Origin of the sequence: Streptomyces sp. NPDC008137 (genome assembly GCF_042957035.1) — a bacterium.
GTDB lineage: Bacteria > Actinomycetota > Actinomycetes > Streptomycetales > Streptomycetaceae > Streptomyces.
The window spans coordinates 183,547-201,841 of the sequence record NZ_JBIBHN010000009.1; the positions used below are offsets into that span (position 1 = coordinate 183,547).

At 71.9% G+C, this 18,295-nt stretch carries 15 protein-coding genes; 10 read left to right on the top strand and 5 right to left on the bottom strand.

Translation table 11 applies throughout. The annotated features are described in order from the left end of the window. The first annotated feature begins 61 nt into the window (after positions 1–61). Positions 62–1,027 (top strand): DUF5926 family protein, encoded by a 966-nt coding sequence (locus tag ACFZBT_RS17745; RefSeq protein ID WP_391104107.1) that lies wholly within the window; start codon positions 62–64, stop codon positions 1,025–1,027. Positions 1,028–1,270: 243 nt separating this feature from the next. Here ACFZBT_RS17745 and ACFZBT_RS17750 read toward each other — a convergent pair whose 3' ends face one another. Both ACFZBT_RS17750 and ACFZBT_RS17755 read right to left on the bottom strand, forming a co-directional pair. Continuing rightward, the gene (locus ACFZBT_RS17750; protein ID WP_391104110.1) at positions 1,271–1,888 is read right to left on the bottom strand and encodes a hypothetical protein; all 618 of its coding nucleotides are present in this window, start codon (positions 1,886–1,888) and stop codon (positions 1,271–1,273) included. Between the two features lie 55 nt (positions 1,889–1,943). After that, positions 1,944–2,609, bottom strand: coding sequence for a bifunctional DNA primase/polymerase (locus ACFZBT_RS17755; protein ID WP_391104113.1), 666 nt, complete (start codon positions 2,607–2,609; stop codon positions 1,944–1,946). Positions 2,610–3,112: 503 nt separating this feature from the next. Between ACFZBT_RS17755 and ACFZBT_RS17760 the strand changes: the two genes are divergently transcribed. Beyond that, positions 3,113–4,627 (top strand): SpoIIE family protein phosphatase, encoded by a 1,515-nt coding sequence (locus tag ACFZBT_RS17760; RefSeq protein ID WP_391104116.1) that lies wholly within the window; start codon positions 3,113–3,115, stop codon positions 4,625–4,627. A gap of 76 nt (positions 4,628–4,703) precedes the next feature. Then, complete coding sequence (locus ACFZBT_RS17765; protein ID WP_391104119.1) at positions 4,704–6,194, top strand: aminopeptidase P N-terminal domain-containing protein; 1,491 nt, start codon at positions 4,704–4,706, stop codon at positions 6,192–6,194. On the opposite strand, the gene ACFZBT_RS17770 is transcribed toward ACFZBT_RS17765, so the two are convergent. Then, positions 6,184–7,047, bottom strand: coding sequence for a triphosphoribosyl-dephospho-CoA synthase (locus ACFZBT_RS17770; RefSeq protein WP_391104122.1), 864 nt, complete (start codon positions 7,045–7,047; stop codon positions 6,184–6,186). The genes ACFZBT_RS17765 and ACFZBT_RS17770 overlap by 11 nt on opposite strands. A gap of 9 nt (positions 7,048–7,056) precedes the next feature. After that, complete coding sequence (locus ACFZBT_RS17775; protein WP_391104125.1) at positions 7,057–7,974, bottom strand: intradiol ring-cleavage dioxygenase; 918 nt, start codon at positions 7,972–7,974, stop codon at positions 7,057–7,059. Between the two features lie 183 nt (positions 7,975–8,157). On the opposite strand from ACFZBT_RS17775, the gene ACFZBT_RS17780 reads away from it, so the two are divergent. Beyond that, a complete protein-coding gene (locus ACFZBT_RS17780) occupies positions 8,158–11,151 on the top strand; it encodes a glycine--tRNA ligase (protein ID WP_391104128.1) in 2,994 nt (997 codons plus the stop codon). A 126-nt stretch (positions 11,152–11,277) separates the two neighbouring features. Here ACFZBT_RS17780 and ACFZBT_RS17785 read toward each other — a convergent pair whose 3' ends face one another. Next, a complete protein-coding gene (locus ACFZBT_RS17785; protein ID WP_391104131.1) occupies positions 11,278–11,742 on the bottom strand; it encodes an ATP-binding protein in 465 nt (154 codons plus the stop codon). A gap of 244 nt (positions 11,743–11,986) precedes the next feature. Between ACFZBT_RS17785 and ACFZBT_RS17790 the strand changes: the two genes are divergently transcribed. The 6 genes from ACFZBT_RS17790 to efeB all read left to right on the top strand — a co-directional run bounded on the left by ACFZBT_RS17790 (position 11,987) and on the right by efeB (position 18,262). Continuing rightward, a complete protein-coding gene (locus ACFZBT_RS17790; protein WP_391104134.1) occupies positions 11,987–12,796 on the top strand; it encodes a hypothetical protein in 810 nt (269 codons plus the stop codon). A 160-nt stretch (positions 12,797–12,956) separates the two neighbouring features. Next, positions 12,957–13,700 (top strand): DUF1775 domain-containing protein, encoded by a 744-nt coding sequence (locus ACFZBT_RS17795; protein WP_391104137.1) that lies wholly within the window; start codon positions 12,957–12,959, stop codon positions 13,698–13,700. 95 nt (positions 13,701–13,795) lie between these two features. Further along, positions 13,796–14,449 carry an SCO family protein gene (locus ACFZBT_RS17800; protein WP_391104140.1) on the top strand — a complete coding sequence of 218 codons (654 nt, stop codon included), beginning with the start codon at positions 13,796–13,798 and terminating at the stop codon, positions 14,447–14,449. After that, positions 14,446–14,931 carry a copper chaperone PCu(A)C gene (locus ACFZBT_RS17805; protein WP_391104144.1) on the top strand — a complete coding sequence of 162 codons (486 nt, stop codon included), beginning with the start codon at positions 14,446–14,448 and terminating at the stop codon, positions 14,929–14,931. Before ACFZBT_RS17800 ends, ACFZBT_RS17805 begins: the two co-directional genes overlap by 4 nt. A 13-nt stretch (positions 14,932–14,944) precedes the next feature. After that, positions 14,945–16,957: a copper resistance protein CopC gene (locus ACFZBT_RS17810; protein ID WP_391104147.1), complete on the top strand. Its 2,013-nt coding sequence runs from the start codon at positions 14,945–14,947 to the stop codon at positions 16,955–16,957. Positions 16,958–16,963: 6 nt separating this feature from the next. Further along, complete coding sequence (gene efeB / locus ACFZBT_RS17815) at positions 16,964–18,262, top strand: iron uptake transporter deferrochelatase/peroxidase subunit (protein ID WP_391104150.1); 1,299 nt, start codon at positions 16,964–16,966, stop codon at positions 18,260–18,262. The last annotated feature ends 33 nt before the right edge of the window (positions 18,263–18,295 follow it).

Consider the following 18,295-nt stretch of genomic DNA (forward strand, 5'->3'; position numbering starts at 1 on the left):
CGAGGCCCGAACGGCTAGGCTCGCGAACGTACGAGACGAGCCGTAACCGGGAGACCCATCGATGGCCAAGAAGCGACCCCAGACGAAGGCCAAGCGCCCGCAGATCACGGATGGCGAGGTCCCGGTCGTAGGCGCTCGCGAGCCCTGCCCCTGCGGAAGCGGCCGCCGCTACAAGGCCTGTCACGGCAGGGCCGCGTCCCACGCCGCGACCGAGCTGGTGCACCGCCCCTTCGAGGGCCTGCCCGGCGAGTGCGACTGGGTGGCCCTGCGCGAGCTGGTCCCGGCGGCCACGGTCGCGCTGCCCCTGAAGGGCGGCCTGCCCGAGGGCGTCCCCGCGGTGACCCTCGCCACGGTCCTGCCGATGGCCTGGCCCGCCCTGCGCCGCGACGACGGCTCGGTCCTGCTCGGCCTGCAGAACGACACCTCGTCCGGCGACATCAGCCGCGACCTCGCCGACACCCTCCAGCGCGCCCTGGAGGCCCAGCCCGGTACGCCCGTGCAGGGCCGCCGCGCCCCGGCCGACGGTCCCCGGCTGCAGGATCTGCTCGACCCTGAGGGCACCTTCGCGCCAGAAGTGCACAGCGGATTCGAGTTCTGGGTCCCGGACACGGAGAACGCCACGCCGGAGGTGACCGCCTCCCTGGAGCGGGCCAACGCCGCGGCCATCCCGACCGTCAAGCTCCAGAGTGTGGACGCCGCCTACTGGTGCGAGACGCCGGAGAAGAACCATCTGCGGTGGGTCATGCCCCACGCCGAGGAACAGCTTCTGGACGCTCTCGCGCGGCTGCACGCCGCGGGCCGCTCCAGCCTCGGCGAGGGCACCCGCCTGGTGGGCTCCTTCCGCGCTCACGGGCTCACGGTGCCGGTGTGGGACCTGCCGAGCGGGGTCACGGCCGAGGACGTGGAGAAGCCGGCGGCCGAGTTCGCCGAGCGCCTCGCCGCCGCCCTGGCCACGGAAGCGCCGCTCACCCCGGACGAGCGCCGTGCCCGCGGCGGCCTCACCAACCGGCAGGTCACGCTCAGCTGATGTGCGCCACCGGGTCCGGCCGGCCGCCACCCCGGCCGACCGGACCCGAGCGCCCCGGGACGGGTGACTGCCCTCACAACTCCCGCTGGAGACAAGCCAGTCGGTGACTGGAAAGGGCGAGATCGAATTTGCGAACCGCCGATCTCTTGTTACCGTTCCTGTAGCCCGGTTGCTGGTGCATCCCCCGTCGCCAGCAACCGGGTCTTTTCGTGCCCGCGACGGTTCACCGAACGCGGTCGTTCGTCAACTACCTGTCCACGCAGGTGAGTTGCTCCCCGAGCGCAGCAGCAGCGGCCCCTGTCCCGCCCGCCGGGCGAACTCCGCGACCGCCGTGTACGCCGCCAGATCCCCCCGCACCGGCTCCCGCGGCGTCTCGCAGGTCCGCGGCTCGTCCTCGGCGCTCACCGCACACGTCATCCGCACGGTCCGGGCGCCGGGCTCCATCAGGGTCAGCACGGCGTCCAGCGCCTCGCCGGTCGCGTTGCGGTAGTAGGTCCGCGCCCAGGTCCGCGCACCCTGCGTCACGACACAGGTCTGCGCCTCGATGCCGTCGGGGGAGGAGACTTCGGGTCCGCAGCGCACAGCGGTCGCCAGGCCCTGGCCCAGTGTGGGCAGGGTGGGAGCCGCGGAGGGCGCGCTTCCGGACGTACCCAGCGCCTTGTCGTCGGCGCCTGAAGAAGGACCATCCGGGGTGGCACGTACCTCGTCCTGTACGGGACGGGAAACGGGCCCACCGCGTACGGATCCCGCGGACGCCACCGCCAGCGGCAGCGCGACCGCGCACACCGCCACGACGCCCGCGAGGGCGAGCAGTCTGGCCTTTCGGGGGTCCCGGGAGCGGCCCCGGGCATGACGCGGCATGACCCCGGAACTTAACGCCCCGAGGCCCGCGCCGGGCCCGGCGCGCCCGACGGTTCTAGAACTCGGGCGCGCTCACACCCGTACGAGTGAGGGCTTCGACCACGGCGTCCACCACGGCCTCGACATCGGGCACCCACGGAGAGGCGGAGCCGGGCAGCGGCGCCCGCTCCCAGCGGATCTCGCCCTGGGCCGTCCCGGACGGGGGCAGGGCCAGATAGCCGCCCTCGCTGTGGAAGCGGAGGGAGCCGGGCACGAAGTCCTTGGCGTAGAGCAGTTCGCCGAGTTGCTCCATGGAGTACGGCTTCACGAGGATCGCCCAGCGGGCGGGAGAGGCCACGACCGGCCCGAGCCGCATGCCCATCCGGTCGAGCGCCTCCAGGGCGCGGGCGGCCGGCAGGGCGGGCAGCGAGACCGCGCAGGGCGCCTTGCCGCCGGTGGCCATGACGATCGGCGCCGTGGGCCGGTTGCCCCACCACCAGCGGACCATGCGGCCGTCGGTGGTGGCCGCGAGGAGGCCTGGGTCGAAGGGGTGCGCGCCGGGCACCGTGCACTCGGGGTCGGGGCAGCCGCAACGGCCCGACACCTGCGGGTCCGCCGCCACGCCCGGGAGTACGGGCCACTGCCATTGCGTCGCATAGGTCAGGGCCGCGCCGATCAGCTCAGGCGTCCCGTCACCGCGCTTGGACAGGAGCCTGCGTCGCCTTCCGAGGATCTCGCGCATGAGCGCTCGTTCCTTTCCGTTGCACGCCTGGCAACACCGTGGTCCACATCACAACATGTGTCGATCGCTTCACTGTGCGTACCTGTTGGCGCATCACACCCCTGCCGTGAGCAGGGGGAACCCCTATGGGTCGAGCCTTGGCTGCCTCCGCGGCCGTCCCGCCCATACTGCGTGTATCAAAAGCACGGGCGTGGCGTAGGGGTGGCGAAGTATGGCGTTTGCCGTCGCGCGTATTTCTCTCCGCCTCCGCCACGGGAGGATGGGGCACGGTCGTCGGTGGATAGGACGCCCGGGTCCGTCGCCAGGTTCCGGGTGATTCCCAACCACCCCTGGCCTTCACCGAGTACGTACCCATCACGACCGTCGTGACGCTCCGTCGAGCAAGCCCAGTCGACCGCAATAAGCCGTCCACTGCGGCAGTTTTAAGCCAACTTTGCATTTCGGCAAGAGGAAGGGGAGTTGCTCCCTCGGGGCTCACGGACACCAGGAATCCCGGCAGGACAATGCTGGACATCTCCTCACGAGTGCGTGTACATGTGGAGACACTGCTGGCGGCGCAGAATGACATGGGGGTTTGCGATGCTTTTGAGCAGTACGCGCCGGTCGGAAGGCCGGAGACCATGAACGCCCCGCACCCTCCGAAAGTGGCCGGAATCGATTCAACGGTTCCTGCACCCGCCCACACTGTCGCGCCCGGCGCGCCGGGTACCTCCCCGGCTGTTCCCGCGAACCCCCCGGCACCGCCCGGCGCGGTACTGCAGGACCGTCTCGCGGGCTGGGTCTCCGACCTCACCACCCTCCACGAGCTGACCGAGCGCCTAACCCGTACGGCCGTGCTCGACGAGGCGCTCCAGGAGGTTCTGCGGGCCGGCGCCGCCCTCGTGGGTGCCCGGCGCGGCCTCGTCGTACTGGAACCCGGCGACGGCCTCGGCCCGGACACCACGATCGGCCTCGGCCTGGCCCGCGCCGACCTCGGCCACATCGAGACCGTGCCGCGCAGCGCCCTGTCCTACGGCCGGTTCCTCGACGGGCTGCCGGGCGGCGAGGACGGGATCGCCGAGCCCGACCTGTTCGCGGCGGAGGGGCTCGACCCCCGCCACCGCGAGGTCGCGGCCCGTCTCGGTTACGCCGCCAGCTTCGCGCTCCCCCTGTCCACCGGGACCGCGGGCCGCCTCGGGGCCGCCGTCTGGCTCTACGACGAACCCGCCGAGCCGGGCGAGCGGCAGCGCCACCTCGTCGGCCTGTACGCCAGGTACGCCGCCGAACACCTCGCCCGGCTCCTGGAACTGGAACGCACGCGCACGGCCATGGCGACGATGTCGGACGAGCTGCTCCCCTCGCGGCTGCCGCGGGTGTCCGGCGTCCAGCTCGCCGCCCGGCACCGCACCGGCCCGCGCGGCGGCGGCGACTGGTACGACGCGCTGCCGCTGCCCGACGCCGCCCTCGGCCTCGCCGTCGGCTCCGTCACCGGGTCGGGGCCCAGCGCGGTCGCGGCCATGGGCCGGTTGCGGGCTTCCCTGCGCGCGTACGCCGTGATGGAGGGCGAGGACCCGGTCGCGGTCCTGTCCGACCTGGAGCTGCTGCTGCGGCTGACCGAGCCGGCCCGCTCGGCCACTGCGCTGTTCGGCTACTGCGAACCTGCCGCCCGCAAGATCACGCTGGCCGGTGCCGGGCACAGTCCGCCCCTGCTCATCGGACAGCGCCGCACGGAGTTCGTGGAGACCTCGGTCTCCGCCCCGCTGGGCATGCTCGCCTGCTGGGAGGCTCCGAGCGTGGAGATCCTCGCCGAACCTGGAGAGACGGTTCTGCTGTACACCGACGGGCTGCTGCACCGCACCGGCGAGGCCACCGACCGCGCCTTCGCCCGGCTGCACGCGGCGGCGGCCGGAGTACCGCGCGCGCTGCGGCACGACCCGGGCGCGATCGCCGACCACGTCCTGCGGAGCGTGCTGCCGGACGGGCTGGACGCGGCGGAGGGAACGGAGGACGTCGTGCTGCTGGCGGTGCGGTTCGAGTAACGCTCCTCGTCATCGCCCTGAGGCCTCTTCCGCGCCGCCGTACAGTGGAGGACGGTCCAGTGCCGTATCGAGGAGGATGACCGTGGCGGAGGAGCTCTCGGGCGCCGTTGAAAATGCTGCTACCGCAGCGCGGCCGGAGACTGCCGAAGAAGAGCCGATCAAGCAGCGGAAGAACGGACTGTACCCCGGCGTGTCCGACGAGCTTGCCGAGAACATGAAGAGCGGCTGGGCCGACACCGAGCTGCGTGACCTCGAGCCCGTCCCCCAGGCCGCCGAGACCGCCGCCCGCCGGGCCGCGCTGTCCGCGCGCTTCCCGGGCGAGCGGCTGGTGATCCCCGCGGGCAACCTGAAGACCCGCTCGAACGACACCGAGTACGCCTTCCGCGCCTCCGTCGAGTACGCCTACCTCACCGGCAACCAGACGGAGGACGGCGTCCTCGTCATGGAGCCCAAGGACGAGGGCCACGAGGCGACGATCTACCTCCTGCCGCGTTCCGACCGGGAGAACGGCGAGTTCTGGCTGGACGGCCAGGGCGAGCTGTGGGTCGGCCGGAGGCACTCCCTGACCGAGGCGGAGCAGCTGTACGGCATCCCCGCCTCCGACGTGCGCGAGCTGGCCGGGGCGCTGGGCGAGGCCACCGGTCCGGTGCGGGCCGTGCGCGGGTACGACGCCGGCATCGAGGCCGCGCTGACCGACAAGGTCACCGCCGAGCGCGACGAGGAGCTGCGGGTCTTCCTCTCCGAGGCGCGGCTGGTCAAGGACGACTTCGAGGTCGGCGAGCTGCAGAAGGCGGTCGACTCGACCGTGCGCGGCTTCGAGGACGTGGTGAAGGTCCTCGACAAGGCCGAGGCCACCTCCGAGCGGTACATCGAGGGCACCTTCTTCCTCCGCGCGCGGGTGGAGGGCAACGACGTCGGCTACGGCACGATCGCCGCGGCCGGGCCGCACGCGTGCACGCTGCACTGGGTGCGCAACGACGGGCCCGTGCGCTCGGGCGACCTGCTGCTGCTCGACGCGGGAGTGGAGACGCACACGTACTACACGGCGGACGTGACGCGCACACTGCCGGTGAGCGGGCGGTTCAGCGAGCTCCAGAAGAAGATCTACGACGCGGTGTACGAGGCTCAGGAGGCCGGCATCGCGGCCGTGCAGCCGGGCGCGAAGTACCGGGACTTCCACGATGCCGCGCAGCGGGTGCTGGCGGAGAAGCTGGTCGAGTGGGGGCTCGTCGAGGGGCCGGTGGAGCGGGTGCTGGAGCTGGGGCTCCAGCGGCGGTGGACGCTGCACGGCACGGGGCACATGCTCGGCATGGATGTGCACGACTGCGCCGCCGCGCGGACCGAGACGTATGTCGACGGTGTGCTGGAGCCGGGGATGTGCCTGACCGTCGAGCCCGGGTTGTACTTCCAGGCCGACGATCTGACCGTGCCGGAGGAGTACCGGGGGATCGGGGTGCGGATCGAGGACGACATCCTCGTGACCGCGAGCGGGAACCGGAACCTGAGCGCGGCGCTGCCTCGGCGGTCGGACGAGGTCGAGGCGTGGATGGCCTCCCTCAAGGGCTGAGTTTCGAGTGCGGGTGCGTGGGGGCTGGTCGCGCAGTTCCCCGCGCCCCTATGGCGTCCAGGAACAGCGTGCCTGCGAGTAGAGGGGCGCTGCCCCTGGGAGTCCAGGCGCGTGCCTGAAGGTCTGTGTCCAGAGCTGTCAGGGCGTCAGCGCCCCGCCTCGTCGCCGTGCCGCCCGCTTCCAGGACACCCCGCGCTCCCGCCTGGACATAGCGCAGGCCCATCGGGCCCGCCGTGTGGAGGAGTTCGGTGTCCTGGAGCGTGGACATCACCGTGAGCAGGGCGTTCAGGCGGGCCTCGGGCTCGTCGGCGCCCTGGGCGCGGGACGTGGCGAGGGCGGTCAGGGCGCGGCGGACGTGAGGGAAGCCGGCCCTGGCCTCTCCCCTCGCGCCGGCGGCTCCGTACTTGGCCGACACCGTGGAGCCGCGTGAGGGGCGGCGCGGGGCGCGGCGGTCCGGGTGGGCGGCGATCTGCTTGGCCAGGGCCGTCGTGTCGGCCGGTCGCGCCCCCGGGCGCAGTGCCGCCGCCGCGACCAGCAGGCCGAGCGTCCACAGGGCGCCCCGGTGGCCGCCGCCCGTCAGACCCACCGTGTGTTCGGTGGAGCGGCCGATGGCGCCCAGGTCCGCGCGGAGCCGGGCGCTGGGCTCGCCCGTGCGGCGGGCCGCGGCGGCCATCGCCGTGAAGCCGGGCAGCAGCGCCCTGGCCGACCACCGCAGGGCGCTGTGGTCCCGGCGGGTGGCCCGGGCGGTCAGATCGCGCGGGTCGGGCAGGCCCGGCTTGGGGGCCAGGACCAGCTGGCCGACCAGCGCGTCCACGGCGGCCTGCGCGAGCGACTCGTCCTCACGGCTGTTCATCGCCGAACCTCAGGAGGAGGAAGAGGAGGAGGACGAGGGAGCGGGGGCGCCGCTCGGGGGTGTGCCGCCTCCGCCGCCGCTGCCCGCGCCGGTGTTCTCGGCGTCCGGGTCGATGCCCAGGGTGAGGAAGCCCTTGTAGCCCTTGGAGGGGTCCTTCTTGTGCACCGCCTTGAGCGTGAGCAGGCCGCTGGACGCGCCGCCGCCGTCGTAGACCATGTCGTCGGCGAGCTTGGTGTAGCTGCCGGTGTGCTTGCTGTACGGCTCCAGGGCGAAGATCGACTCGGCGATCTCGTCGTCGAAGAACAGCTGTCCGGTGAAGTTGACCTTGCCGCCCTCGTAGGTGCCGTCCTCCTTCGCGCCACCGGTGTGGACCTTCAGGTGGATGTGGCAGGTGCGCGGGGTGTACCAGCCCGGCACGATCGTCTCGAACTTGACGACCCCGTTGGCGTTCGCGACCTGGTAGCCGCGCAGATAGGTCTTGTCGTTCGCCGTGGAGCCGTCCTCGCTCTCGGCGGGGGCCGAGCCGCCGGGGTTGGCGGTGGTGTAGCCGGAGTAGTAGCCCCAGGCGTCGCAGTGCCAGATCTCCACGGCCGCGCCGGGCACCGGGGTGCAGCCGTCGGTGGCGTCCACGACGGTCAGGCGCAGGGTCAGCGGGACGCCGCTCTTCCCCTCGGTGATGTCTTTCCGGACCAGCGCGCCGTCGAGGTAGTAGGGCCCCTCGGTGACGCTCGACATCAGCTCCATGCAGGTGCCGGAGCGCGCGGAGGAGGAGGCCGTCGCGGTGGTCGTGGCGGTCGCGGTGTTCTTCGTGTCCGCGAAGGCCGACTGGTAGCCGACCGTGGCCAGCCCTCCGGCGGCGACCGTGCCGCCCGCGACCGCGAGGGCGCGGCGCCGGGTGATGGTGGTGTGCTTGTGGTTTCCCGTCATGAACAGGGAAGTTAGGGACGTCACCCGTCAGGTTCGTGAGGCCTGGCTGAGAGCCGTCTGTGAATCGACCGGAGCCATCCGGCCAACGGGGGCGTAGGTCAAAAAACAGCAGGTCAGCGGTAGTTGGCGTATGAGATCATGGCCGACCTTGCCGGGCCGACTCGGGGAACAGGCGATTCGATCATGAAGAACGTCCAGACGGCGCTGACCATGCAGGACGCCGTCCTCACCCTGCAGAAGTACTGGAGCGACAACGGCTGCATGATCACGCAGCCGTTGAACACCGAGGTCGGAGCCGGTACGGCCAATCCGGCCACGGCGCTGCGCGTGCTCGGTCCCGAGCCCTGGAGCGTGGCCTACGTCGAGCCGAGCGTGCGGCCGGACGACTCGCGCTACGGCGAGAACCCCAACCGGCTCCAGACGCACACCCAGTTCCAGGTCATCCTCAAGCCGGACCCCGGCAACCCGCAGGAGCTGTACCTGGGCAGCCTGCGAGCGCTCGGCGTCGACCTGGGGGCGCACGACGTGCGGTTCGTCGAGGACAACTGGGCCTCACCCGCGCTCGGCGCCTGGGGGCTGGGCTGGGAGGTCTGGCTGGACGGCATGGAGATCACCCAGTTCACCTACTTCCAGCAGGTCGGCGGTGTCGCCCTGGATCCGGTGTCGGTGGAGATCACATACGGCCTCGAACGCATCCTGATGAACCTTCAGGGCGTGTCCCACTTCAAGGACATCGTCTACGCGCCGGGCATCACGTACGGCGAGGTGTTCGGCCAGAACGAGTACGAGATGAGCCGCTACTACCTCGACGACGCCGACCTCGACACCAACCACCGGCTCTTCGAGGCGTACGCGGCCGAGGCCCGGCGCCTGCTCGACCTGGAGCTGCCGGTCCCGGCGTACCTGTACGTGCTCAAGTGCAGCCACACCTTCAACGTGCTCGACGCGCGCGGCGCCATCAGCACCACCGAGCGGGCCAAGGCGTTCTCCCTGATGCGCGGGCTCACGCACGAGTCGGCGAAGCTGTGGGAGCGGCGGCGGGCCTCGCTGGAGTATCCGCTCGGCGTCGCGGCCGCACCGGCCCCGGCCGAGCGGCCCGCGCTGCCCAAGGTGCCCGGCGTCGAGACGCTGCTGTTCGAGATCGGCGTGGAGGAACTGCCGTACGCCGACGTGCCGGCCACCACCGAGGCGGTACGCGAGTCGGTCACCGCGAAGCTGGCCGACACCCGGCTGGGGCACGGCGCGATCACCGTGATGGCCACCCCGCGCCGGATCGTGATCACGGTCGACGGCGTGCAGCCGCGTGAACGGGACACGATGCGGACCGTGCGCGGGCCGAAGGTCGCAGCCGCCTTCAAGGACGGCGCTCCCACCCAGGCTCTGCTGGGCTTCGCCCGCAGCCAGGGCGCCGAACCGACGGACGTGCGGATCGTCGACGTCAAGGGGGTCGAGTACGTGGCGCTCACCCGTCACGAGGAGGGGCGCTCGGCCGTCGAAGTGCTCAGCGAACTGCTCGCCGAGGTCGTGTCCGGGCTGCGGGCCGGGCGCAACATGCGGTGGAGCGATCCGGGGCTGTCGTTCTCGCGTCCCGTCCGCTGGCTGCTCGCGCTGCTGGGACGCACTCCCCTGCCGGTGGTGGTCTCCTCCCTCTCCGCGGGCGACACGACGCGGGTACAGCGCCAGGCCCCCTACCCGGAGGTCCGGGTCACCGCCGCCGAGGGCTACCCGCACTTCCTGCACATGCACGGCATCCTGCTCGACCGGGAGTCCCGGCGTGGCGCGGTGGTCCGCGGTGCCGTGGAGGCGGCGGCCGAGGTCGGCGGGCGGATCGACGTGGAGGGCCAGGCCGGACTGATCGACGAGATCACCGACATCCTGGAGTTCCCGTACGCCGTGCGGGGGTCGTTCGACGAGCGCTACCTCGAACTGCCCGCGAGCGTCCTGACCACGGTGATGCGCAAGCACCAGCGCTATCTGCCGGTGCTGGACGGCGAGCGCCTCATGCCGCACTTCGTCACCTTCGCCAACGCCCTGTGCGACGACGACGTGGTGCGGGCGGGCAACGAGGCGGTGCTGCGGGCCCGTTACGAGGATGCCGCGTTCTTCTGGCGGGCGGACCTGAAGGTGCCGCCGGCGGAGTTCCGGAGCCGGCTGGACAAGCTGACCTTCGAGGACCGGCTCGGTACGGTCGCCGACCGCGCCGAGCGCCTCGCCGTCCTCTCCCTCGATCTGGCCGGGCGGGCCGGTCTGGCCCAGGAGACGGTGGACGTCATCCGTCGCGCCGGTGCGCTGGCGAAGTTCGATCTGGCGTCCCAAATGGTGATCGAGTTCTCGGGACTGGCCGGGGTGATGGCCGAGGAGTACGCCCGCCGGGCCGGCGAGTCCGCCGAGGTCGCCCGGGCCCTAGCCGAGATGGAGTTGCCGCGCTCGGCAGGCGGCTCCCTTCCCGCCGGGGACGCGGGTGCCGTGCTGTCACTCGCCGACCGGTTCGACCTGGTGACGGGCATGTTCATCATCGGGGCCGCACCGACCGGGAGTTCCGATCCGTACGGGGTGCGCCGGGCCGCGATCGGTCTGCTCAACGTGCTGCGGAGCCTGCCCGCGGTGAGCGGGGTGCGGGTGAGCGACGGGCTGCGCGCGGCGGCCGTACGGTATGCCGCGCAAGGCGTCGAGGTGCCGGTCGAGCGGGTCGCCGAGGCCGCCGAGCTGATCACCCGGCGCTATGAGCAGCAGCTCACGGACGCGGGGCATGAACACCGGCTGGTCCAGGCCGTCCTGGTGTGGGCCGACCGGCCCGCCCACGGCGACCGGACGCTGGCCACGCTGGAGCGGCACATCGGCACGGAGGCCTTCGAGGCACTCGCCGCCGCGTTCCAGCGGGTCGTTCGCATCCTCCCCGAGGGCGGCCTCGAGGCGGCGGACCCGTCCCTGCTGACCGCGCCCGCCGAACTGCGCCTCGCCGAGAGCGCCGAGGCCGTACGCCAGGCACTGCAGGGCCGTGAGGGCGAACTCGGGGCACTGATCGAGGTCTCCGGCCCGCTGGTCGAGGCGATCAGCGCCTTCTTCGACGAGGTTCTGGTCATGGACCCCGACCCGGCGGTCCGTGCGGCCCGGCTGGCGCTGCTCGCGCAGGTGGCGGACTTGGCGCGGACGACGCTGGACTGGAGCGCGCTGTAGGGGCCGACACGGCAGCACACGTTTCACGTGAAACACGGCGGTGGTGGTTCACAGCGGTGGTGGTGGTTCATACGGCGATGGTGGTTCCCACGGCGGTGGTGTTTCACGTGAAACACCACCGCGAGGTCAGACCGCCATCAGCGGCGCGGCGCCCTCGCGCCACTTGAGGACCTTGTCGAAGCTCACCACGGCCCCGCCCCGGCCCGGCTTGTTGCCGATGTGGACGTGGTCGGCGAGCTCCTGGATGAGGCATAGCCCCCTGCCGTTCTCCGCGTCGGAGCGCGCGGGCCTGATCGGCGGGCGGGACCGGGCGGGTGGCGCCGGGAATCCCGGGCCCGCGTCGGCGACCTCGATCCGGCACTTCTCGCCGTCGAGGTAGGCCGTGACCCGGTACGCCTCGGATCCAGGGCCGCGTGCCATGTCCCCGCCGTGCTCCACCGCGTTCGCGCAGGCCTCGCTGAGGGCGACGGAGAGGTCGTAGGAGATGTCCGGGTCGACACCCGCGGTCTCCATCGTGCCGATGAGCAGGCGCCGGGCGAGAGGCACGCTGGCAGCTTCGCGCCGCAAATGGAGTGACCACCAGATGCTCATGCTCCAGCCTCCTGGCTGCGGCTCGACATACCGTTACGTATTGCCCCGAGCCCCCGCATGTAAGCGTGAAGTTGACGTGACGCCGCCCATACGGCGGATGCGCGCTGGTCCTGATCGGTGTATGTAGGAGCAAGCATCGGCGCAAGTGGGGGCGCGCGGGTCCAGAGGGTGACGTTCCGGTCGTACGGCATCTTGCGGACCTGGCGCACGAGGCCCGCGGGGCCAGTGCGATGATGAGCCCGCCATGACTGCCCCCCACGCGCGCGCGACGCGCTCCGGACACCCGGTCCGGATCCTGCGGGCCGCGGTGTTCGCCGCGGTCTGCGTCGTGCTGGCCGGGGCAGGTCACGCGCTGGCGTCGTGCGAGGGCATCCCGCTGTGGACGCTGGGCGCCGGCTTCCTCGGGGTGGCCGCGGTGGCGGCCCCGCTCGCGGGGCGCGTGCGCTCGCTGCCGGGGATCGCGGCACTGCTCGCGGTCGGCCAGACGGTGCTGCACACCCTGTTCGGGCTGGGCCAGCACGGTACGGCCGCCACGTCCTCGGTACCGGCGGGCACGAGCGACGCCGCGCTGGTCCAGCAGGCCGCGCGGCTCCTGTGCGGCACGACGGCGGCGGCGATCAGCCCGGCGCAGGCCCACAAGATCCTCTCCGACGCCCGGCTCCAGCCCACGGGCGGCGCCCACACCCATGTGGCAACGGACGCCGCACCGGCCTCGCTGTGGCCCTCCCTGCCGATGCTGCTCGGCCATGTCCTCGCGGCGATCGCCGCCGGCTGGCTGCTGCGCCACGGCGACCTGGCGCTGCTGCGGCTCACCGAACTGTCCGCGCAGGGCGTCGCCGAAGGGGCGCTGGTGCGCTCCCTGCGGGCGGCGTTCGCTCTGGTACGTGCCCTGCGGGCGGGACTCCCGGGAGCGCCTCAGGCCCGCCCGTGCCCCGCGCTCGCCGTGCGGCCCGTGCCTGAGATGCCCTCCACCACCGCACTGCAGCACACGGTGATCCGGCGCGGCCCGCCGGCCCTGACGGCTCCCGCAGCCGCACTCGCCCTCGCCGCCTGACGCGACGCGACCGCCACTCCGCTTCTTCGGATTCCCGGATTCCTCTGAATCCCCGGATTCCCGGACGGCTCGGAGGAAGGGCCGCCGTCGTGCGGCACGCGCGTGTGCGTGTATCCCTCTTCCTCATCCCGACCCGACTCACAGCGGAGTGCTCTCTTCCATGAAGGTTTCCCGTATCGCCGCGGCCGGTGCCGCCGCCGGTGTCACCGTTCTCGCCCTGTCCGCCCCCGCCTTCGCGCACGTCACCGTGCAGCCCGAAGGGGAGGCCGCCAAGGGCGGCTACGCGGTCGTGGACTTCAAGGTCCCCAACGAGCGCGACGACGCCTCGACCACCAAGCTCGAGGTCAACTTCCCCACCGACCACCCACTGGCCTCGGTCATGCCGGAGCCGGTGCCCGGCTGGGACGTCAAGGTCACCAAGTCCAAGCTGGACAAGCCTCTGGAGATGCACGGCGAGAAGATCTCCGAGGCCGTCACCAAGGTCACCTGGACCGCCGACGGCGACGGCATCAAGGCCGGCTTCTTCCAGAAGTTCCCGGTCTCCATCGGCACCCTGCCCGAGGACGCCGACGAACTCGTCTTCAAGGCCCTGCAGACGTACTCCAACAAGGAGGTCGTCCGCTGGATCGAGGTGCCGCAGGAGGGCAAGGAGGAGCCCGACAACCCGGCCCCGGTGCTGGAGCTGTCCGCCGCCTCCGAGGACGGGCACCACGGCTCCTCGGGCGACGAGGCCTCCAACTCCGAGCCTGCCGAGAAGGCCTCCGCCAAGACCGCCGCCGACGAAACCGCCTCCTCCGACAGCACCGACACCACCGCCCGCGTCCTGGGCGTCGTCGGCATCGTGGTCGGCGCGGCGGGCGTCGCCTACGGCGTGCTCGCCGGGCGTCGGCGCTCCAACGCCTGACGCCCCTTCCGTTGCACGGCGCGCGCCGGGTCCTCGCCCCTCGGGCGGGGGCACTCCGGTGCGCGCCGGGTCACCGACATCTGGGATTCCTTTCTATGCGCACCAAGACCTTCGCCGCGGCCGCTCTGCTCGCCGCCGCCTCTCTGACCCTGACCGCCTGCGGCAGCGGCGACGACAGCGACAAGCCCGTCGCCGTGGTGTCGGAGGAGGCCGGCAGCGACAAGGCCGCCACCGTCCTCGACAAGCCGTTCGAGAAGCCGGACCTGGTCCTCACCGACACGCAGGGCAAGAAGTACGACCTCCGCAAGGAGACCGAGGGCAAGCCCACACTGATCTACTTCGGCTACACCCACTGCCCCGACGTGTGCCCGTCGACCATGAGCAACATCGCCGTGGCCAAGAAGCAGCTGCCCAAGGCCGAACAGGACGACCTGCGAGTCGTACTCGTCACCACCGACCCGGAGCGTGACACCCCGGCCGAACTCGGCAAGTGGCTCAAGGGCATCGACCCCCAGTTCATCGGCCTCACCGGCGACTTCGCGACCATCCAGGCCGGCGCCCGCACCCTCGGCATCTCCTTCGACCCGCCGAGGAAGGACAAGAACGGCAAGCTCATCTCCGAGCACGGCACCCAGGTCATCGCGTTCTCGCCGAAGACCGACGGCGGCTATGTGCTCTACGGCGAGGACGCCACCGTCGACGACTACACCAAGGACCTCCCCAAGCTCGTCAAGGGGGCGAACCCGTGAGGCGTCGACTCGGCCCGGCGGCCCTCGTCCTGACCGGGGCGCTGGCCCTGGCCGGCTGCGGCGGCTCGGAATCCGGCTCCGGCTCCGGCAGCGGCTCCGCGGACGGGAAGGCGGAACTCTCCGTCGGCTCCGCGTACATGCCGCAGCCGGTCTCCGACGAGATGGCGGCCGGCTTCTTCACCGTCACCAACAAGGGCGGTGCCGCCGACGAGCTGACCTCGGTCACGAGCGATGTCGCCGGGCAGGTCACCGTGCACGAGACCGTCGGCGGAGCCATGCAGGAGGCCAAGGAGCTGAAGGTCCCCGCCCACGGTGAACTGGTGCTGAAAAGCGGCGGCGACCACCTGATGTTCGAACAGTTGAAGCGCAAGCCGAAGGAAGGCCAGACGGTCACCGTCGAGCTGCGCTTCGCCCGCTCCGGACCCGTCAAGGTCGAGATGCCCGTGAAGTCGGCGACCTACCGCCCGAAGACCGGACACTGAGGGAGGGACCCCTGTGACGCAGACCATCGCCCCCCGCGTCCGGAACCTGGTGCTACTGCTCCTGGCCGCGGCCTGCGCACTCCTCGCCGGAGCCGGCCCGGCCTCCGCGCACGCCGCGGTGACCGGCAGCGACCCCGGGCAGGGGGCGGTGGTCCAGGAGGCACCCGCCCGGATCTCGCTCACCTTCTCCGAGCAGGTCGCGCTGTCCGACGACTCGCTGCGCGTCCTCGACCCCGACGGCAAGCGGGTCGACACGGCCGAGCCGTCCAACGTGAGCGGGACGACGTATGCCGTGGGGCTGAAGCCGGGCCTGCCCGACGGCACCTACACGGTGGCCTACCAGGTCGTCTCCGCCGACAGCCACCCCGTCGCCGGTGCCTACACCTTCTCGATCGGTGCCCCCTCCAAGACATCGGCGACGGTCTCCCAGCAGGCGACCGACGACGGGATCGTCGGCTGGCTGTACGGCTTCGGCCGGTATGTTTCGTATGCCGGGTTCATCGTGATGGCCGGCGGCGCCGCCTTCGTGCTCGCCTGCTGGCGGCGCGGCTCCGGGGTGCGGCCGGTGCAGCGGTTCGTCGTCTCCGGATGGCTCGCGCTCACCGCCGCGACCCTCGCGCTGCTGCTCCTGCGCGGCTCGTACACCGGCTCCGGCAAGGTCGCCGACATCTTCGACCTGTCCCTGCTCGGACAGGTGCTCGAGACCAAGACCGGCGCGGCCCTGGTGTCCCGGCTGCTGCTGCTCGCCGCGGCGGCCCTGTTCATCTCCGTGCTGTTCGGGGCGTACGACAAGCGGGAGGACGCCCAGGAGAAGCGCGATCTGACCTTCGGTCTCGCCGTCGGCGGCGTCGTCGTCGCGGCCGGGCTCGCCGCGAGCTGGGCGATGTCCGAGCACGCCTCGGTCGGGCTCCAGGCAGGCATCTCCATGCCGGTCGACGTCGTCCACCTGCTGGCGGTCGCCGCGTGGCTCGGCGGGCTGGGCGCGCTCCTGGTCGCCCTGTACCGGGCACCCGCCGACACGCCCGTCGACGCGTCGGCCGTACACCGCTTCTCCCGGGTCGCCTTCGGCAGCGTCCTCGCACTGATCGCGACCGGCACGTACCAGTCCTGGCGCCAGCTCGGCTCCTGGTCCGCCTTCACCGACACCCGGTACGGGCAGCTGCTCCTCGCCAAGATCGCCCTCGTGGTCGTCCTGGTCGGGGTCGCGTGGATCTCACGGCGCTGGACGGGGCGGCTGCTGGAGGCGGTGCCGGCATCGGCGGAGCGGGAGATGGCGCGGGTCGGTGCGGTGGCTGAGGCGTCCGGCGCCACGGACGCCGATGTCATTGGCGATGGTCCGACCGGCACGGCCACCGGCCGTGACACCGACGAACGGCCTGACGCCGAAGACGAAGCCACCGAGCCGGCCGACAACACCGAACCCACCGCCCCCGAACCCGCCGACACCGAGCGCGCCGCGCAGCTCGCCCGGCAGCGGGCCGCCCGGGACACCGCCCGGCGGAAGCAGCTGCGGGACGCCGATCCGAACCGCTTCGGCCTGCGCCGCACCGTGCTGACCGAGGCCGGCATCGCGGTCGTCCTGCTCGCCGTCACCACCGTGCTGACACAGACCGAGCCGGGCCGTACGGAACAGGAGGCCAAGGCGGCCACCTCCGCGGCCGCCTCCGCCGACGCCGGAGCATCCGGGGCGCTCACCCTGAACATGCCGTTCGACACCGGCGGCGAGGACGGCAAGGGCATCGTCACGGTCGACCTCGACCCCGCCCGCGTGGGCGACAACGAGATGCACGTCTATGTGGAACGGCCCAACGGCCGGGCCTTCGACATCCCAGAAGTGAAGGTCGACTTCACCCTGAAAGCCAAGGACATCGGGCCCCTGCCCGTCGCCCCCGACCGCATCGCTACCGGACACTGGTCGGCGAACGGAGTGCAGATCCCCATGGCCGGCGACTGGCAGGTCGACGTGACCGTGCGGACCTCCGACATCGACGAGGTGACCGTCTCCAAGAACGCGCAGATCGGCTGAACCACCATGGTTGACCAGTCCACTCCGGAGGCCCGCACTCCCGGCAGCACCCCGGGGGAAACCGAAGCGGCCCCCGCCCGGGAAGGCATCTCACGGCGCCGGATGCTCGGCACCGCCGGTGCCACCGGGCTCGTGCTCGGTACGGCGGGCGCGGCCGGGGGATACGCCGCCGCCCCCTCCGAAGCCGCCGCACCGCTCGCCTCACTCGGCACCGACCGGGCGATGTTTCACGGGAAACATCAGCCGGGCATCACCGACGCCCTCCAGGCCCGCGGCCACGTCGTCGCCTTCGACCTGACGCCGGGCGCCGGCCGCAAGGAGGCCGCCGCCCTGCTGCGCCGCTGGTCGGAGACGGCACGGCGGCTGATGGCGGGCGAGCCGAGCGGGCACGACGACACCGACGTGGCCCGGGACGCCGGGCCCTCGTCACTGACGATCACCTTCGGCTTCGGCCACAGCTTCTTCGCCAGGACCGGCCTGGAGAAGCAGCGTCCGGCCTCCCTGGACCCGCTGCCCGAGTTCTCCTCCGACCGCCTCGACAAGAACCGCAGCAACGGCGACCTGTGGGTGCAGATCGGCGCCAACGACTCCCTGGTCGCCTTCCACGCCCTGCGCGCCATCCAGAAGGACACCGGCTCGGCGGCCCGGGTCCGCTGGCAGATGAACGGCTTCAACCGCTCGCCGGGCGCCACCGCCCACCCCATGACGGCCCGCAACCTGATGGGCCAGATCGACGGCACCCGCAACCCGAAGCCGTCCGACGCCGACTTCGACCAGCGCATCTTCGTCCCGGAGAAGCCGGAGCAGGGCGAACCGGCCTGGATGGCGAACGGCTCCTACGCCGTCGTCCGCCGTATCCGCATGCTCCTCGACGACTGGGAGAAGCTCTCCGGCAAGGCGCAGGAGGACGTGATCGGGCGCCGCAAGTCCGACGGGGCGGCACTGTCCGGTGGCACCGAGACGACCGCGATGGACCTGGAGAAGACGGACGCCAAGGGCAACCTGGTCGTCCCGATCAACGCCCACGCCCGGATCACCCGGCCCGACCAGAACGGCGGCGCGGCGATGCTCCGCCGCCCGTTCTCCTTCCACGACGGCATCGACACCGACGGGGTGCCCGACGCGGGTCTGCTCTTCATCTGCTGGCAGGCCGATCCGCTGCGCGGCTTCGTCCCGGTGCAGCGCAAGCTCGACCGCGGCGACGCCCTGTCGCAGTACATCCGGCACGAGTCGAGCGGGCTGTTCGCGGTGCCGGGCGGGGCCGCGGAGGGCGAGTACGTGGGGCAGAAGTTGCTGGAGGGGTGAGAGTTCGCCTCTGGGCGGTCTTGTGGGGGATGT

What these genes read in the sequence shown, in the direction of transcription:
- ACFZBT_RS17795 (WP_391104137.1), top strand. Translation starts at nt 12,957, where the DNA reads ATGAAGGTTTCCCGTATCGCCGCGGCCGGTGCCGCCGCCGGTGTCACC.
- ACFZBT_RS17790 (WP_391104134.1), top strand. Translation starts at nt 11,987, where the DNA reads ATGACTGCCCCCCACGCGCGCGCGACGCGCTCCGGACACCCGGTCCGG.
- ACFZBT_RS17800 (WP_391104140.1), top strand. Translation starts at nt 13,796, where the DNA reads ATGCGCACCAAGACCTTCGCCGCGGCCGCTCTGCTCGCCGCCGCCTCT.
- ACFZBT_RS17785 (WP_391104131.1), bottom strand. Translation starts at nt 11,742, where the DNA reads ATGAGCATCTGGTGGTCACTCCATTTGCGGCGCGAAGCTGCCAGCGTG.
- ACFZBT_RS17775 (WP_391104125.1), bottom strand. Translation starts at nt 7,974, where the DNA reads ATGACGGGAAACCACAAGCACACCACCATCACCCGGCGCCGCGCCCTC.
- ACFZBT_RS17770 (WP_391104122.1), bottom strand. Translation starts at nt 7,047, where the DNA reads ATGAACAGCCGTGAGGACGAGTCGCTCGCGCAGGCCGCCGTGGACGCG.
- ACFZBT_RS17765 (WP_391104119.1), top strand. Translation starts at nt 4,704, where the DNA reads ATGACCGTGGCGGAGGAGCTCTCGGGCGCCGTTGAAAATGCTGCTACC.
- ACFZBT_RS17745 (WP_391104107.1), top strand. Translation starts at nt 62, where the DNA reads ATGGCCAAGAAGCGACCCCAGACGAAGGCCAAGCGCCCGCAGATCACG.
- ACFZBT_RS17750 (WP_391104110.1), bottom strand. Translation starts at nt 1,888, where the DNA reads ATGCCGCGTCATGCCCGGGGCCGCTCCCGGGACCCCCGAAAGGCCAGA.
- ACFZBT_RS17755 (WP_391104113.1), bottom strand. Translation starts at nt 2,609, where the DNA reads ATGCGCGAGATCCTCGGAAGGCGACGCAGGCTCCTGTCCAAGCGCGGT.
- ACFZBT_RS17760 (WP_391104116.1), top strand. Translation starts at nt 3,113, where the DNA reads ATGCTGGACATCTCCTCACGAGTGCGTGTACATGTGGAGACACTGCTG.
- ACFZBT_RS17780 (WP_391104128.1), top strand. Translation starts at nt 8,158, where the DNA reads ATGAAGAACGTCCAGACGGCGCTGACCATGCAGGACGCCGTCCTCACC.
- efeB (WP_391104150.1), top strand. Translation starts at nt 16,964, where the DNA reads ATGGTTGACCAGTCCACTCCGGAGGCCCGCACTCCCGGCAGCACCCCG.